9 protein-coding genes are annotated in these 14,490 nt (G+C 71.4%); 6 read left to right on the top strand and 3 right to left on the bottom strand.

Annotated elements, in window-relative coordinates; all coding sequences use genetic code 11:
- The first annotated feature begins 40 nt into the window (after positions 1 to 40).
- From ACZ6TI_RS12940 to ACZ6TI_RS12925, 4 genes are read left to right on the top strand one after another with little or no spacing between them, the layout of a single operon-like run.
- On the top strand, positions 41 to 910 hold the full coding sequence (locus tag ACZ6TI_RS12940) for a branched-chain amino acid ABC transporter permease (protein WP_465345210.1): 870 nt from the start codon (positions 41 to 43) through the stop codon (positions 908 to 910).
- Complete coding sequence (locus ACZ6TI_RS12935; protein ID WP_465345209.1) at positions 907 to 2,721, top strand: branched-chain amino acid ABC transporter ATP-binding protein/permease; 1,815 nt, start codon at positions 907 to 909, stop codon at positions 2,719 to 2,721. The genes ACZ6TI_RS12940 and ACZ6TI_RS12935 overlap by 4 nt, the downstream gene beginning before the upstream one ends.
- A complete protein-coding gene (locus ACZ6TI_RS12930; RefSeq protein ID WP_465345208.1) occupies positions 2,718 to 3,458 on the top strand; it encodes an ABC transporter ATP-binding protein in 741 nt (246 codons plus the stop codon). Before ACZ6TI_RS12935 ends, ACZ6TI_RS12930 begins: the two co-directional genes overlap by 4 nt.
- Positions 3,455 to 5,335: an oxidoreductase gene (locus ACZ6TI_RS12925; RefSeq protein WP_465345207.1), complete on the top strand. Its 1,881-nt coding sequence runs from the start codon at positions 3,455 to 3,457 to the stop codon at positions 5,333 to 5,335. Before ACZ6TI_RS12930 ends, ACZ6TI_RS12925 begins: the two co-directional genes overlap by 4 nt.
- A gap of 16 nt (positions 5,336 to 5,351) precedes the next feature.
- On the opposite strand, the gene ACZ6TI_RS12920 is transcribed toward ACZ6TI_RS12925, so the two are convergent.
- Positions 5,352 to 6,332 (bottom strand): ThuA domain-containing protein, encoded by a 981-nt coding sequence (locus ACZ6TI_RS12920; protein ID WP_465345206.1) that lies wholly within the window; start codon positions 6,330 to 6,332, stop codon positions 5,352 to 5,354.
- Positions 6,333 to 6,546: 214 nt separating this feature from the next.
- Here ACZ6TI_RS12920 and ACZ6TI_RS12915 point away from each other — a divergent pair, with 214 nt between their 5' ends.
- On the top strand, positions 6,547 to 8,682 hold the full coding sequence (locus tag ACZ6TI_RS12915) for an outer membrane protein assembly factor BamB family protein (protein ID WP_465345205.1): 2,136 nt from the start codon (positions 6,547 to 6,549) through the stop codon (positions 8,680 to 8,682).
- Positions 8,683 to 8,727: 45 nt separating this feature from the next.
- On the opposite strand, the gene ACZ6TI_RS12910 is transcribed toward ACZ6TI_RS12915, so the two are convergent.
- Together ACZ6TI_RS12910 and ACZ6TI_RS12905 are read right to left on the bottom strand one after the other, a co-directional pair.
- Entirely contained in the window at positions 8,728 to 9,456 is a 729-nt protein-coding gene (locus tag ACZ6TI_RS12910; RefSeq protein ID WP_465345204.1) for an IclR family transcriptional regulator, read from the bottom strand.
- 170 nt (positions 9,457 to 9,626) lie between these two features.
- On the bottom strand, positions 9,627 to 12,374 hold the full coding sequence (locus tag ACZ6TI_RS12905; protein ID WP_465345203.1) for a TIM barrel protein: 2,748 nt from the start codon (positions 12,372 to 12,374) through the stop codon (positions 9,627 to 9,629).
- A 161-nt stretch (positions 12,375 to 12,535) separates the two neighbouring features.
- Here ACZ6TI_RS12905 and ACZ6TI_RS12900 point away from each other — a divergent pair, with 161 nt between their 5' ends.
- On the top strand, positions 12,536 to 14,440 hold the full coding sequence (locus tag ACZ6TI_RS12900) for an alpha/beta hydrolase family protein (protein WP_465345202.1): 1,905 nt from the start codon (positions 12,536 to 12,538) through the stop codon (positions 14,438 to 14,440).
- The last annotated feature ends 50 nt before the right edge of the window (positions 14,441 to 14,490 follow it).

Raw genomic sequence — 14,490 nt, 5'->3', positions numbered from 1 at the left:
GTCCTCGGCCGCCGGGATCCCACCGTCCGAGGGGAACGCGATGCAAGTCTTCCTGCAGACCATCATCGGCGGGGTGAGTCTCGGCGCCATCTATGCCCTGGTGGCCCTTGGCTTCTCGCTGGTCTACCGCACCATGGGCCTGGTCAACTTCGCGCACGGCAACGTCGTGACGGTGGGCGCCTACCTGGCCTCCACCTTCTATCTGTCGACCAAACTGCCGTTCGCGCTCGCCATGGTGGTCGCCATCGTGGTCACCGGCGTCATCGGCCTGGTCATCGAACGAGTGCTGCGCCCCTTGGAGAACAAGGACTTCGACCTGATGCTGATCGGCACCATCGGCTTCGGCATCGTGCTGGACGCCCTGATCATCATGGTCTGGGGAGCGACCGGCCGGGCGGTGCCGTCGCCGGTGCCGTCCGCGCCGCTCGAGATCGCGGGTCTGCGGATCCGCACCTACGACCTCGTGGTGCTCGCCATCGCGGCGGCCGCGACGGTGCTGCTGGTGCTCTTCCTGCAGCGCACGAAGCGGGGCGCGGCCATGCAGGCGGTGGCGATGGACCATGAGGCCGCCACGGCGGTCGGCATCCACGTCGGCCGCAGCAACGCCATCGCCTTCATGATCGGCGCCGGCCTCGCCGCGCTGGCCGGCGGGCTGGTCGGGCCGTTGCTCTACGTGAGCCCGACGCTGGGCGGCACGCTCGGCATCAAGGGTTTCGCGGCGGCCATCCTCGGCGGCTTCGGCAACATCCCCGGCGCGATCCTCGGCGGACTGGCCATCGGGATCCTCGACTCGTTCGCGGCCGGCCACTTCCAAGGCTATTCCGAACTGGTCACCTTCCTGGTCTTCACGGTGATCATCATGATCCGGCCGACCGGCATCTTCGGCGAGAGGACGGTGAATCGCGCGTGAAGTACCGTCTCGGCGTCCTCGCGCTGCTCGCGGTCGCGGCCTGGTTCCTGCCCTACGGGCTCAACTCCTACTCGATCCACGTCGTCAACGTGGTGATCATCTTCGCGGTGCTGGCCGTCGGCCTGGGCCTGGCGATGGGCATCGGCGGGCAGGTCAACCTCGCCCAGGTGGCCTTCTTCGGCGTCGGCGCCTACACCACGGCGATCCTGACCACCCGGGCCGGCTGGGGCTTCTGGGTCTCGGCGCTGATCGCGATCGCCGCCACCATGGCGATGGGCCTGTTGGTCGGCACGCCCGCGCTGCGCATTCAGTCGCACTACCTGGGCATCGTGACCCTCGGGCTGGCGCTGGCCTTCACCAACTGGGTGACCAACGCGCAGATCGCCGGCGGCGCCGAGGGCATCTCCGGCATCTCGGTGCCGACCCTGCCCGGCATCGATCTGTCCAGCGAGTACCTCTACTACTACCTCGAGCTGATCGTGTTCGCGATCGGCCTCGGCTTCGGGCTGTTCGTGGTGCGGACCGGGCTGGGCCGGCGGATGCGGGCGATGCGCGACGACGCGCTGGCGGCCGGCGCGCTGGGCGCCGAGGTGCCGATGCTGCGGATGACCGCCTTCCTGCTCGCCAGCGTCTACGGCGGGGTCGGCGGCGTGCTCTACGCGGGTCTGATCCGGTACGTGGCACCGGAATCGTTCAACATCGCCAACATGTTCCTGCTGCTCGGCATGGTGATCATCGGCGGCCGGCAGAGTCTGGTGGGCTGTGTCGCGGGCGCGATCGCGCTGTCCGTGGTCCGGGAGCTGCTGGTGGACCATCCGGCGCTGGCCCAGCTCGCGTACGGGGCGGTGGTCGTGCTGGTCGTGGTCTTCGCGCCGACCGGCTTGGCCGGCCTGCCGGTGCGGGTCCGCGCGGCGATCGCCCGGCGACGCAGGGGTGGGGGATCGGCTGCCCGGATGGGTGCCTTCCGGCCGTACGAGGAGGCGGCCACGCGACCCGACCCGGAGGCGGAGCCGGTGCTCCGGGTGGCCGGCGTGAGCAAGCATTTCCGCGGCCTCAAGGCCCTCGACGACGTGTCGCTGACCGTGGTGCCGGGCGAGATCCGCGGCATCGTCGGCCCCAACGGCTCCGGCAAGACCACACTGTTCAATGTGGTCAGTGGCCTCTACCGGCCGACCGCCGGCCGGGTCGAGTTCCGCGGCCGGGACATGACCGGCCGCCCGCCCTATCGGGCCGCGCGCGCCGGGATGTCCCGCACGTTCCAGAACCTGCGGCTCTTCGGTGATCTCTCGGTGCGGGAGAACGTGCTCGTCGCGCTCGACCGCAGCCGCACGATCGAGAGCTGGCGCTACGTGCTGCGCCCGCTCAGCGTCGGGCGTCGCGACCGCGAGCTGCGGGGGCGCGCCGATGCGGTGCTCGAACGGTACGGGCTGACCGAGTTCGCCGCTTTGCCGCCGAAATCGCTGCCGTACGGCACCCAGCGCCGGGTCGAGCTGGCCCGGGCGGTCGCCGCCGAGCCGTCCCTGCTGCTGCTCGACGAGCCCGCCGCCGGACTCAACGGCGAGGAGGTGCGGCAGCTGCGCGAGATGGTGCGATCGATCCGGGACAGCGGGATGACGGTGGTCATCATCGAGCACAACATGGGCCTGGTGATGTCCCTGTGCGAGAAGGTCACCGTGCTGGCCAGCGGGCGGATCATCGCCGAGGGCACGCCCGCCGAGGTGGCTGCCACCCCGGCGGTCATCGAGGCGTATCTCGGCGACTCTATGGACGCCGACGACCTTCCGCCGATTCCCAGCGAGGTGACTCCGTGACCGCATCGGTGACTACGCAGACCGGCGCCCGTACCCTCACGGTCGAGGGTCTGACCGTCCACTACGGCGGCGTCTGCGCCGTGCGGGACCTCAGCTTCGAGGTGCCGGCGGGGGAGGCGGTCGGCGTGATCGGCGCCAACGGCGCCGGCAAGACCTCCACGCTCAAGGCGGTGCTGGGTCTCATCCCGCGCAAGGTGGGCACGCTGCGGCTCGGCGACACCGATCTGCGGTCGGTGAACGCGCGGAGCATGGTCCGGCACGGCATCGGGTACGTGCCGGAGGGCCGGCACGTCTTCGCGGGCCTGTCGGTGGAGAAGAACCTGCTGCTCGGCGCGTACGCCCGCAAATGGAACGCCGCTACCAAGGCGACCCTCGGCGAGGTCTACGAGCTGTTCCCGGTGCTCGGCGAGATGCGGGGCAGGCTGGCCGGGGCGCTCTCCGGCGGGCAGCAGCAGATGCTCGCCATCGGCCGGGCGTTGATGTCGCAACCCCGCCTGCTGTTGCTCGACGAGCCGTCGATGGGCCTGTCCCCGAAACTGGTCGACGACATCCTCGCGGTGCTCCAGCGGCTGCGCGGCGAGGGGCTCAGCCTGCTGCTGGTGGAGCAGAACGCCAAACTCACCTTCGAGGCCACCAGCACCTGCCTGGTGGTCGAGAACGGCGAGGCGGCGATGACCGGCACCTCCGCCGACCTGCGACACGATCCGCGGGTGCGCAAGATCTATCTCGGGCTGTGACCGCCCGGCCGACGTTGCTCGGCGCGCCGCTCACCGTGGGCCGGGCGCGGCTGCGCAACCGGGTGGTCAGCCCGCCGATGGAACGCAACTACGGCACACCGGACGGGCTGGTCACCGATCGCTATCTCGACTATCTGCGGGCCCGGGCGGCGGGCGGCGCGGCACTGGTCTTCACCGAGGCCACCTACGTGCGGCCGGACGGGCGAGGCCGGGTGCGGCAGCTCGGCGCCGACCGGGACGCCGTGCTGCCCGGGCTGGCCGCGCTGGCGCGGGCGGTGCACGCCGAGGGCGCCCTGATCGGCGTGGAGCTGAACCACGCGGGCCGGGTGGCCGATCCGGACGTGTCCGGATTCCAGCCGGTCGCGCCGTCGCCGGTGACGTTCCGCGGGCGGACGCCGCGGTCGCTGGACCCGGGTGAGGTCGCCGAGATCGTCCGCGCTTTCGGAGACGCGGCCCGCCGCTGCGCGTCCGCCGGGGTGGACGTGATCGAGATCCACGCGGCGCACGGTTACCTGATCCATCAGTTCCTGTCCCCGCGGACCAACCGGCGGACCGACGACTACGGCGACCCGGTGCGACTGCTCGACGAGGTTCTCGTCGCGGTCCGGGCCGCGGCTCCCGAGCAGACCCTCTTCCTGCGGCTGTCCGCGTTCGAGGGCGTGGCCGGCGGGCTGGACGCCGACGCGAGCCTGGCGCTGGCCCGGCGGATCGGCCTCGGGCCGGTCGACGCGATCGACATCTCGGCCGGCTGCTACGAGGCCGGCGAGTGGATGGTGCAGCCCGGCGAGACGGAACGCGGTGTGCTGGCGCCCTACGCGGCCCGCTACCGCCCGCTGGGCAAGCCGATCTGTGTCGCCGGCCGGATCGCGACCGGCGCGGCGGCGGAGGAGGTGCTGCGCTCGGGCGCCGCCGACCTGGTGTCGGTCGGCCGTGCGCTGCACGCCGATCCGGCCTGGCCACGGCTCGTGCTCGAGGGCCGGGAACCGCGGCCGTGCATCGCCTGCAACCAGGGCTGCATCGACCGGTTGCACACCCAGCAGCCGATCTGGTGCCTGGTCAATCCGGACACCTCCCGCGAGGGCCGGCCGTCCTTCCCCGCACGTCGCCGCCGGGTCCTGGTGATCGGGGGCGGTCCGGGCGGCCTCGAGGCGGCGACCCGAGCGGCCCGGCGCGGCCACACCGTCACGCTCCTCGAAGCACGACCGCACCTCGGCGGCCAGTTCCGGCTGATCCCCGGCCACCCCGAGTTCGCCCGCCTGCTGGACTGGTACGACGCCGAACTGAGCCGGCTGGCGGTGGACGTGCGCCGGTCGACCCCGGCCACGCCGGAACGGGTCGCGGCCTGGTCGCCGGACGCGGTGATCGTCGCCGTCGGCGGCGTGGGCCGCCGGCCCGAAGTGCCCGGCGCCGGCCTCCCGCACGTGACCGACGTGCGGGACTGGCTCGCCACCCCGGCCGCCGCCCCCGCGGTCACCGTCTGGGGCGCGGATCGTGCCGCGGTGGCGGTGGCCGGCGCCGTTGCCGCGGCGGGCGGGCACGTGCTGCTGATCGGGTCGCCATCCGAACCGGCGCCGGAGGCCGGCCCTCGGGAGAAGGTCCTGGCCGTCCGGCGCCTGCGGGAGAACCCCCGGGTACGAATGCTGCTGAACTCGACGGTGGAGGCGATCGAGCCCGGCCGCCTCCTCATCGGAGCCGAGGGCGGGCGCTCATGGATCCGGGCGCCCGGCCCCCTGCTGGTCTCGCAGGGCGTCGTGCCCGCGCCGGTCGACGCCGGTTCGGGGCCGTGGCAGACCCACCTGATCGGGGACGCCGCCGCGGGCACGTCCGCCGCCGACGCCATTCACCAGGCCGCTGCCGCGGCCGATGCCCTGGGCTGATACGGCGTTGCGCGGGCTATCGGCAGAACGGACTGCGCCCCATCGCGGACTCGATGCCGCCGAGCACGTGTCGCAGGAAGTACTCGTCGCCCGCCGTCGGCGCCTCCGTCCACGCCTCGACCGAATGCCCCAGCGTGGTCGCCCAGGAGCGGCCGCCGTCGTAGTACTGACACCAGGACACCGGGTGGTTGCGCCCGTGGCCGGGGTGGCCGCTGCCGCCGGTCGCGCCCTCGGCCAGGGTGGACTCGTCGACCTTGGCGAGGATGCGGACCTTGCTGGGGAACGGGACGAGGTTGTACCACTCGTCGGCGAAGTCCCACCGGGCCGGGAGGCCGGCCGTGGAGGCGTCGCGGCGGCTGACCGTCTGCACCACGCCCGGCTGGTTGCTCCCGTGGTCGTAGTAGTTGGTGCCGCCGATCAGGCCCTCGTACCACTCCCAGTTGTACTCGGTGCCGAAGGCGTTGTGGATGCCGACGAATCCGCCGCCGCCGCGGATGTACTGGCGCAACGCGGTCTGCGCCGGATCGTCGAGTGTGTCCCGGGTGGTGCTCATGAAGATGACCGCGTTGTAGCGGAACAGCCGGGCCGGCGAGGAGAGCTGGGTGACGTCCTCGGTCCAGTCGACGCCGAACCCGTGGTCGGCGCCGAGTTTGACCAGGGCGCTCTGGGCCGCGTTGGCCGGGGCGAGCGGCGGGTTGAGACCGGGTGGGAGCACCGGGCCGAGATGGGCGTGCCGGGGGCCCGCGGTGCGGCTGTAGACCAGCACCCGGTAGCCGTCGGTGGCCGGGTCGAAGTTTCCCCAGTCGTGGTAGCAGTCCGGGTCGGTGCCGCGGCAGACGCCGTAGTCGGGATCGCCGAGGTTCTGCGCGCCGCTGTCCTTCGGATCGTGAGCGGTGCGGTCGGCCGAGCTCGGCAGGGACGTGCCGGCCAGCAGGACGGCGGCGGTGAGCACGGCGCCGAGCGCCGCGCTGAGGACGGTCGTGCGCCTCACTGCCATGGGTGGCTCCTCAGTCGTCAAGGTCCACCAGGCGGATCAACCGTACCGAGTGGAGGTTCGGTCAATATAGGTGCCCTGTTCCCGCGCCCGCAACAGTTTCGAAATCGTCTATTGCCTCCTGGCGGGACCGGCCGTACGTTTCTGAGAGTCCGTACAGTGGTTCAGCTGATCCGCATGGTGGTTTCTGGCGCATGCGGGCGGAGAAGGTGAGCGCATGGCACACATCGACCGAAGGACCGTGCTCAAAGGCGCCGGCGCGGCGGCGGTGGCGGCGACGGCGGCACCGGCCATCGCGACTCCGGCCGCGGCGGGCGGCGGCCACGGCGGCGGGCCGGAACCCGGGGCCGCCGACCTCGCCCGCTTCGACACCCCGGGCGACCGGGACTTCCCGAAGGTCGGCGGCAACCTCGGCAACCAGAACTACACCTCTCTCGATCGCATCCACCCGGGCAACGTCCGCCGTCTCCGCGGAGCCTGGGTCAACCGCATCGAGGGTGGCCTCGCCACCGGCAACAGCCAGAGCACGGCGGTGGCCGTCGACGGCGTCCTCTACATCGAGTCGGCGCTCGGCAACGTCATCGCGGTCGACGGCGTGACCGGTCAGACCAGGTGGCGCTACGAGCAGGTCCGCGGGGCTCTGACCCGGCGCGGCGTCGCGGTCGGCGCCGGCTACGTCTTCACCAAGTCCAACGACAACTACGTCATCGCGCTGCACCAGCAGACCGGCGAGGTGGCCTGGGAGCGGCAGGTCGAAGGATTCGGCAACATCGAGAAGGTCGCTGTCGTCTACCACGACGGGCTGCTGTTCTGTGGCACCAACGACGGCCCCCGCGGCGCCGCGCTGGCACTGGACGCGCGCAACGGTGACGTGCTGTGGCACTTCTGGGGGACGCCCGGCCCGGGCGAGTTCGGCAACGACACCTGGGAGGGCGACTCCTGGATGGAGGGCGGCGCCACGCCGTGGATCCACCCGGCGGTCGACCCCGAGCTCGGCCTCACCTATTGGACCTTCGGCAACGCCCGCGGCAACAACTCCTCGCAGGACGGCTCGGCCCGCGGCGGGCAGAACCTCTTCGCGAACTCCATCGTGGCGCTCGACATGCGCACCGGCGAGCGGCGCTGGCACTTCCAGTCGATCCACCACGACATCTGGGACATGGACAACGTGATGTCGCCGGTGCTCGCCGACGTCCGCATCCGCGGGCGCAGGCACAAGGTGGTCGTCTACGGCAGCAAGTCCGGGATGTTCTTCGTCCTCGATCGCGCCACCGGCATCGCGCCGCTGGGCGTCGTGGAGCGGCCGGTGCCCCAGGAGCCGCGGCAGAAGACCTGGCCGACCCAGCCGTTCCCGGTGCAGGGCGGGTGGACCGAGCAGCGGGTCGTCGATCAGCCGCTGGGCACCTCCGTCCCGGGTGATCCCAACCGGGCCGTGCCCAACTATGTGCAGGGCTCGCTCTACGACCCGCACTGGGACGTGCCGATCCTGTCCATCCCCGGCCACGGTGGCGGCGCGGACTGGTCACACCTGTCCTTCAGCCACCGCACCGGACTGGTCTACACCGGCTACGGGTACGTCGCGGCCGCGCACTCGCTGACCGAGAGCAGCAACGGGCTGCGCGCTCCGGGCGAATACCAGACCGGCGGGATCGTCGCCGTCGACGTGAGCACCAACCGGGTCCGGTGGAAGCGGCGGATGCCGTACTCGCTCGCCCACGGCAACGGCATCCTGACCACGGCGAGCGATCTGCTGTTCATCGGGCAGCCGGACGGCAACCTGCTCGCCATGGACGCCCGCACCAGCCGCGAGCTGTGGCGTTTCCAGACCGGCGCGGCGATCAGCTCCAGCCCGATCATGTACAGCGTGGGCCGCAAGCAGTACCTGGCCGTCTACTCCGGCGGCACCAGCATTCCGTACGGCAACTCGGCGCCCCGCGGCGACTTCCTCTGGGCGTTCGAGATCGACGGTGCTCTCGGGCCGGCGCCGACCCCGCCGCCTCCGGTGATCCGCAGGCCGGTCTCCGGCGGACCGGTCGAGGGCGCGGCGGTGGCGAACACGGTCGTCATCGGCCGCACCTATGACCCGGCCACCGGCACGATCGGCGCCACCGAGTCGTTCGCCGTCGCCGGGATGGCACCCACCCACCTGCGGGTGCCGACCGGCACCACGGTGACGTTCACCAACCATCCCGGCAACGCCGGCGAGCGCGGCGTGACGCAGTTCTTCGAGGGCCTCTTCGACGTGCGGCTCGCCCCCGGGGAGTCGTTCCAGTACACCTTCCGCCGCGTCGGCGAGTATTTCTTCAACGATCCGGCGAGCCCGCGCTCCACCGGCAAGGTCGAGGTCTACTAGCGGTTCCGCCGGCGTGGCCCCACCCGGGGCCGCGCCGGCTCACGGTCAGCCGTCGCCGAACGGATGGGTGAAGCCGCGCTCGGACATCTGGCGGGCGATCTGCTTGAGGTCCGCGGCGAACTCGGCCACCCGGGCCTCGGTGAAACGGATCGTGGGCCCGCTCAGCGCGAGCGCGGCGATGATGCCGCCGGAGCGGCCGAGAATCGGCGTGGCGACCGCCGACAGGCCGGCCTCGCGCTCACCGTGACTCTCGGCGAAGCCCTGCACCGAAGCCTCGTCGATCCACTCGCGCAGACGCTTCACATGGCGTGCGCCGTAGGGCGAGCTGCCGGCGATGCGCTCCAACAGGCCGGGGGAGGCGTCGCGCAACAGGATCTTGGCCGACGCGCCGGCCCACATGGGCAGCTCGTCGCCGACATGAACCACGTGCCGCAGTGGTTGCGGCCCCTCCTGCTGCGCGATGCAGACCCGATAGATGTCCCGGGCGACGTAGACGTTGACCGTCTCGCGCCGGCGCGCGGCGAGCTCACGCATGAACCGCTGCGTCTCCGGGGGCAGCTCCCAGCTGCGCTGCACGAGATGGGCCCAGCGCCAGAGGCCGGGGCCGGCCGTGTATCCGCTCGGCGTGGCCCACAGCAGCCCGCTGTGCTCGAGCGTGGAGACCATCCGGAGCACGGTGGTCTTCGCCAGCCCGGTCGCCTCGACGATCTCCCGGATGGAGATGACCGGCCGATCGGCGGTCAGCAACCCGAGGATGTCCAGAGCTCGCTGCACGCTGCGGACACCTTGCTGATCGGCTGACTCCACTGCCGGCTTGGCCGGAACCTCCCGTTTGATGGGCGCCTCCATCCTCACGCACTCTCCCCGCACTCCGCTGAATGGTACCGAGCGAACCGTGGACGGCCGCATCTGCCGACCGCGCGGCGCGGCACACCCGGCCGGCATCAGGCCGCCGTGGTCGAGGCCGCCGGCCGTGCGGCCTCCAGGTAGTCGCGGGTCGCCGTGATCGCCAGCCGCGCGTGCTCCTTCGCGCCCACCTGAGCGACCAGCGTGGCCCGCGGGATCTCCAGAGCGAACGGCAGTCCGGGCGGAAGGGCATCCAGGATGCCGTGGACGTCGATGCCGCCCTCGCCCGGGAACAGCCGCTCGAAGCGGGCGGTGTGGATGATCTCCGCGTTGGTGGCCGGCACCCCCGGCGGCGCGTCGCACACGTGCGCGAAGTGGAACCAGTGCGCGGGCAGCTGGCGGAGGTCCGCCACGCTGGAGCCGGAGCGGGCGAAGTGCAGCAGATCGACCAGGATGCCGGCGTTGGGCTGGTCGGCGCCTCGGAGCACGCGTACCGCCTCGCGGAGATCGGGGGTCTCCGTCCACGAGGGGAACTCCAGGTCGACCGTGAGGCCGAGTGGCCGGGCCAGCTCACACAGCCGCGCGAACCGTTCGGTCTTGCGCGCGCGGTCCGGATCGGGCAGCTGCGTGATGACGTGTCGCGCGCCCAGCTCGGCGCCCGCCTCGAGGAACCGCCGGAAGTCGTCCGGGTTCTCGTCCGGGCTCATCCGGGCCAGCTCGATGTCGAGCACTTCGATGCCGGTCGCGGCCAAGCGTGCCTTGGTGGACCGCATCAGAGCCGGGTCCGTCGCCAGCGGGTAATGCGGCTCCTGGGGGGTGACCCGGGTCAGCCGCAGGCCGACGAAGCGGTAGCCCGCGTCGGCGGCCGCGTCGACAAGCTCCGGCGGTGAAAGGCTCAGCGCGGTCAGGTGAGCCAGCGAGTAATCGTGCCCCTGGGCGCCGGGAGCCGCCGGAGTCTCGCGCATGGCGACCAGCCGGCGCGCCCGGTGCGCGGCCATCCGGACCGGGGTGCTGCTCGGATCGCCGTAGGCGAGGTAGCCGTCGAGGCGTTGCACCACCGCGAAGAAGACCCGGGAGCCGAGCATCTCGGTGTAGAAGTGCAGATAACTGCCGTGCTCGTCGCGGTCGTAGAGGATCGAGTGCTCCCGCAGGGCCGCGAGCAGCTCCGGCGGCAGATCGAGCCGGGCGTCGAGGTCGGCGTAGTAGTTGCCGGGGATCTTCAGGACCGGCGCACCGAGTGCCTGCATGGCCCGGGCGCTCGCGATCGCGTCGTCGGTGCGGAACGCGACGTGCTGGGGGCTGGGGATGGCGGGTGACCAGTCGCCGCGCCGCAGCGGCGCCGTGTTCAGGGCGATCCGGACCAGATGCTCCGCGTCCGAGGCGGCTCGACTGCGGATCAGGCCGAACGGCGCGGCGATCTCGGTCGTGTCGTCCGCCCGGAGGCCGAGCACGGCCCGGTAGAAGAGCGTGCTCTCGTCGAAATCGTCGACCGAGTCGGTCAGCGAGACGTGATCCGTGCCGGTGATCCGCCCGTCGCCCGGCGCGGCGTTGCCGGTCGGCTCGAAGTCCTGCAGCCAGTTGTCACTGCCCGGGCCGGCGCCGACCAGGAAGACGGCGATCCCGTCCGGGGCCGCGACGGACATCAGCTCGGCTTCCCCCGGTTGACGCAGGCGCGGCAGCACGGGCGCGAGGAGACGCTCGGCGCGCTGCACCGAGCTGTGCGGGTCGGCGCTCTCCAGTCCCAGCGCGCAGATCGCCGCCGTCGCGGGGGCGACCGCGCTGTGCGGCGCGGAGTTCAGCAGGACTCGCGCATCGCCGTGCTGCCACAGCTCCACCGGCTTCGAACGGTGCTGGCCGGTGTGGGCGAAGCCGAGTGCGGCGAGGGTGCGGGCCACGACCGGCCCGGAGCGCGGGTCGACCGCCAGCTCGGTGAAGACGTGACCGCCGAGCCGGGGCGGCGGCGGCAGACCGAGGGGCCGGACCCGGTCCCGGACCGGCGGCGGCGCGGATGCGCTGACCGCCTCCTGCAGTGCGAGCAGTGAGCGCATGCCGTCGATGGCGGCGTAGCGGGGGTCGGCCTGCCGGTACACGTCGTTGAACGCCTCGAGCGACAGCGGCCCGTCGTAGCCGGTCGCCAGCACGTGGCCGACGAAACCGGTCAGGTCGAAGGAGCCGAGGCCGGGGAACAGGCGGTGGTGGCGGCTCCACTCGACCACGTCCATGTTCCGCCGGGGCGCGTCGGCGAGCTGCAGGTGGAATATCTTGGCGCCGGGCACCACCCGGATCGCCGCCGGATCGTCACCGCGGGACAGGATGTGGAAGCTGTCGAGGCACAGCCCCAGCGCCGGGTGGCCGGCCCGCCGGACGATCCGCCACGCGTGGGTGTACGTGTTGACGAACCGCCCCCACGCCAGGGCTTCGTAGGCGACGCGCAATCCGCGCCGGTGCGCGCGCGTGGCCAGCTCGTGCAGCTGCTCGGCCGCGAGGTCGTCGTCGTCGACCGCGTCGGGCGACACCGACGAGCAGACCAGCAGCGTCGTCGCGCCGAGCTCCTCGAGCACGTCGAAGGTGCGTTCCGCCCGGCGGAGGTTGGCGGTGACCACATCGGGCGGCACGGCCTCGAAGTCGCGGAACGGCTGGAGGACATCGATCGACAGGGCCCGGCGTGCGCACTCCTGCCGGATCCGCTGCGGCGACCAGGCGGAGGCGACCAGGTCACTGGCGAAGATCTCGACGCCGCGGAAGCGGGCCGCGGCGGCCGCCGCCAGTTTGTCTTCGAGAGTGCCGGACAGGCAGACCGTCGCGATCGCCGGATGGTGAGTCATCGATTCGCGGTCGAGGGTCATCTGCGCCTCCCACGGGAAGGCTACGAACGTACCAGATAGTTAGTTATCTGTCGTCCGCGTGGCAGACCCGCAGGTCTTCACAGCGGTATTGCCTCCCCATGGGGCGCAAGTTAGGTTCGCCTGGCGGACGTATTGATCCGCCAGGCGGAAGGATGATCGTCATGAGCTCGATCGATCGACGTCGGTTGCTCAAGGGCGCGGCCGCGGTCGCGGCGGCGGCCACCCTGGCGGACCAGGCGGTCTCCGCGCCGGCCGCGCGTGCGCACGACGGACTCGGCCCGCCGCGACCTCTGGACGGCCGTCCCTTCCCGGCGTACGACTACACCCGCGCCAACAAGCTGCCGCGGGAGATGACCGGCTACTGGACGAAGTCCTTCGACGTCGCCGGTGTGATCCGGAGCGCGAAGGTCTACATCGCACCCGAGACGCCGATCCGGTCCTACTACACGGTGATCGCCGTCCCCGACGGTGTCGACACCGCGGAATTCCTGCGACGAGCGGGCTGGGCCGGCGTCGCCGACGAGCGGGACGAAGGCCTGTTCGTCCTGGAGCCCGGCCCCGGCGGCTGGGGGAGTGCGGCGGACGAAGCGGCCTACGTCGAGGCGGCGATGTCCTTCTATCAGAACAACCGCTACTTCTCGATCTTCGGACTGCACTACCTCGCCGGATTCGGCGCCGGCGCCGCCGCCCTGGAGGCGTGGGCGGTCGCGCACCCGCTGCGGGTCATCGCCCAGGCGTACGTGGACTCGCCCGGCCTGAGCGCGGACTACCTGGACGCCTATGCGGCCCGCGAGTTCGGCGGTGAGACCGACGGCGCCTACACGCCGGTCGAGTTTCCCGCGGGCTTCGACCTGATCAGGTACGACGAGACGGTCCTGCCGACCTGGTACCTCCACCCGGACCGCCGCTCGATCGGCGCCAGCCTCGCCTACTGGAAGCGGGCCAACGACACCGCCGATCGGGCTCGAGCCGACCGGACGCTCGGCGCCGTGTTCACCCAGCGCCGCGGCTCGGACCGGTGGATGACCTCGTACGCCGGGCCCATCGCCCAGCTCGCGGTGCAGCCGCGTCCGGCCGGCGTCCAGAGCCGGACCACTACCCGCCAGATCGTCGATTTTCTCACCCGGTACTCCCGGTACGAGAACTTCTTCGCCTACGGCAACCAGCTCTTCGAACGCGCCGACCTGGCCGAGCTGGGCGTCGAGGTGCGCACGATGACAGTCGAGGGCTTCCTCCGCGAATACCTCGTCCACGTTCCCCGCTCGGCCCGCCGGCTCTGGCGTGACCGGGCGCCGGTCGTCTTCGTCTGGCCCGGCAACAGTCAGACCGACAAGGTGTTCTTCGACGCCGCCCAATGGTGGAAGGTCGCGGAACGCGAAGGCTGCGTGCTGGTCGTCGTCTGCGAGCAGTACAGCAACACCTCCGTCTCGGTCAGCCACCGCGATTCGCTCGCCTTCTATCGGCAACTGCGCGAGGTGGTGAGCGCCGAATATCCGGTCGACCCGGCCAGGTTCTACTCGACCGGGCAGTCCGCCGGCAGCGCGGTGACCCAGAATCTGGCGATCGCCTTCCCGGAGTATTTCGCCGCGGTCGCGTCGACGTCGTTCACCGCCGCGCCGGACGAGGCGGGCACGGTCGGCATCGACGGCGTGCAGCACCCGGCCGCCGGCCGGATGATTCCCAACTACCACATCTACGGGTACGGCGACCTGGCCTTCCTCGAGGGCGATCTGTGGGACGACACCCAGAATTCCCTCGACAGCTGGGCCCGGTATCACCTGGGGGTCGACGATCTGACATTGTCCGATGTGGATAGCCTACGAGGCGAACGCAGCGGATGGCACGACCGTTTCCGCACCTGGACGTGGCACGACGACGACACCGGGATCCCGGTGCTGAAACTGACCAAGAACCTCTACCGCTCGCACAACACCATGCCCGAGGAGTCGCCGTTGCTCTGGGACTTCCTCAAGCACTACAGCCGCGAGTTCGACGGCGAGGGAAACGTCGTCCGCTACTACAGCAGGTCCGGTTTCCGCCGCCCCCGAGACCGCAAGCGACTCTGACACTCCAGGCCGGTGCCCTCTGCCAGGAGATGATCAAGGCGTCCCGGTCG

Source organism: Actinoplanes sp. NPDC051388 (genome assembly GCF_055586225.1).
Note: the sequence above shows the minus strand (reverse complement) of the source record. Positions and strands in the feature narration are given on the sequence as shown.

Coding starts and splice junctions, on each gene's coding strand:
- ACZ6TI_RS12940 (WP_465345210.1), top strand. CDS start 41: ATGCAAGTCTTCCTGCAGACCATCATCGGCGGGGTGAGTCTCGGCGCC.
- ACZ6TI_RS12920 (WP_465345206.1), bottom strand. CDS start 6,332: ATGGCAGTGAGGCGCACGACCGTCCTCAGCGCGGCGCTCGGCGCCGTG.
- ACZ6TI_RS12915 (WP_465345205.1), top strand. CDS start 6,547: ATGGCACACATCGACCGAAGGACCGTGCTCAAAGGCGCCGGCGCGGCG.
- ACZ6TI_RS12905 (WP_465345203.1), bottom strand. CDS start 12,374: ATGACCCTCGACCGCGAATCGATGACTCACCATCCGGCGATCGCGACG.
- ACZ6TI_RS12900 (WP_465345202.1), top strand. CDS start 12,536: ATGAGCTCGATCGATCGACGTCGGTTGCTCAAGGGCGCGGCCGCGGTC.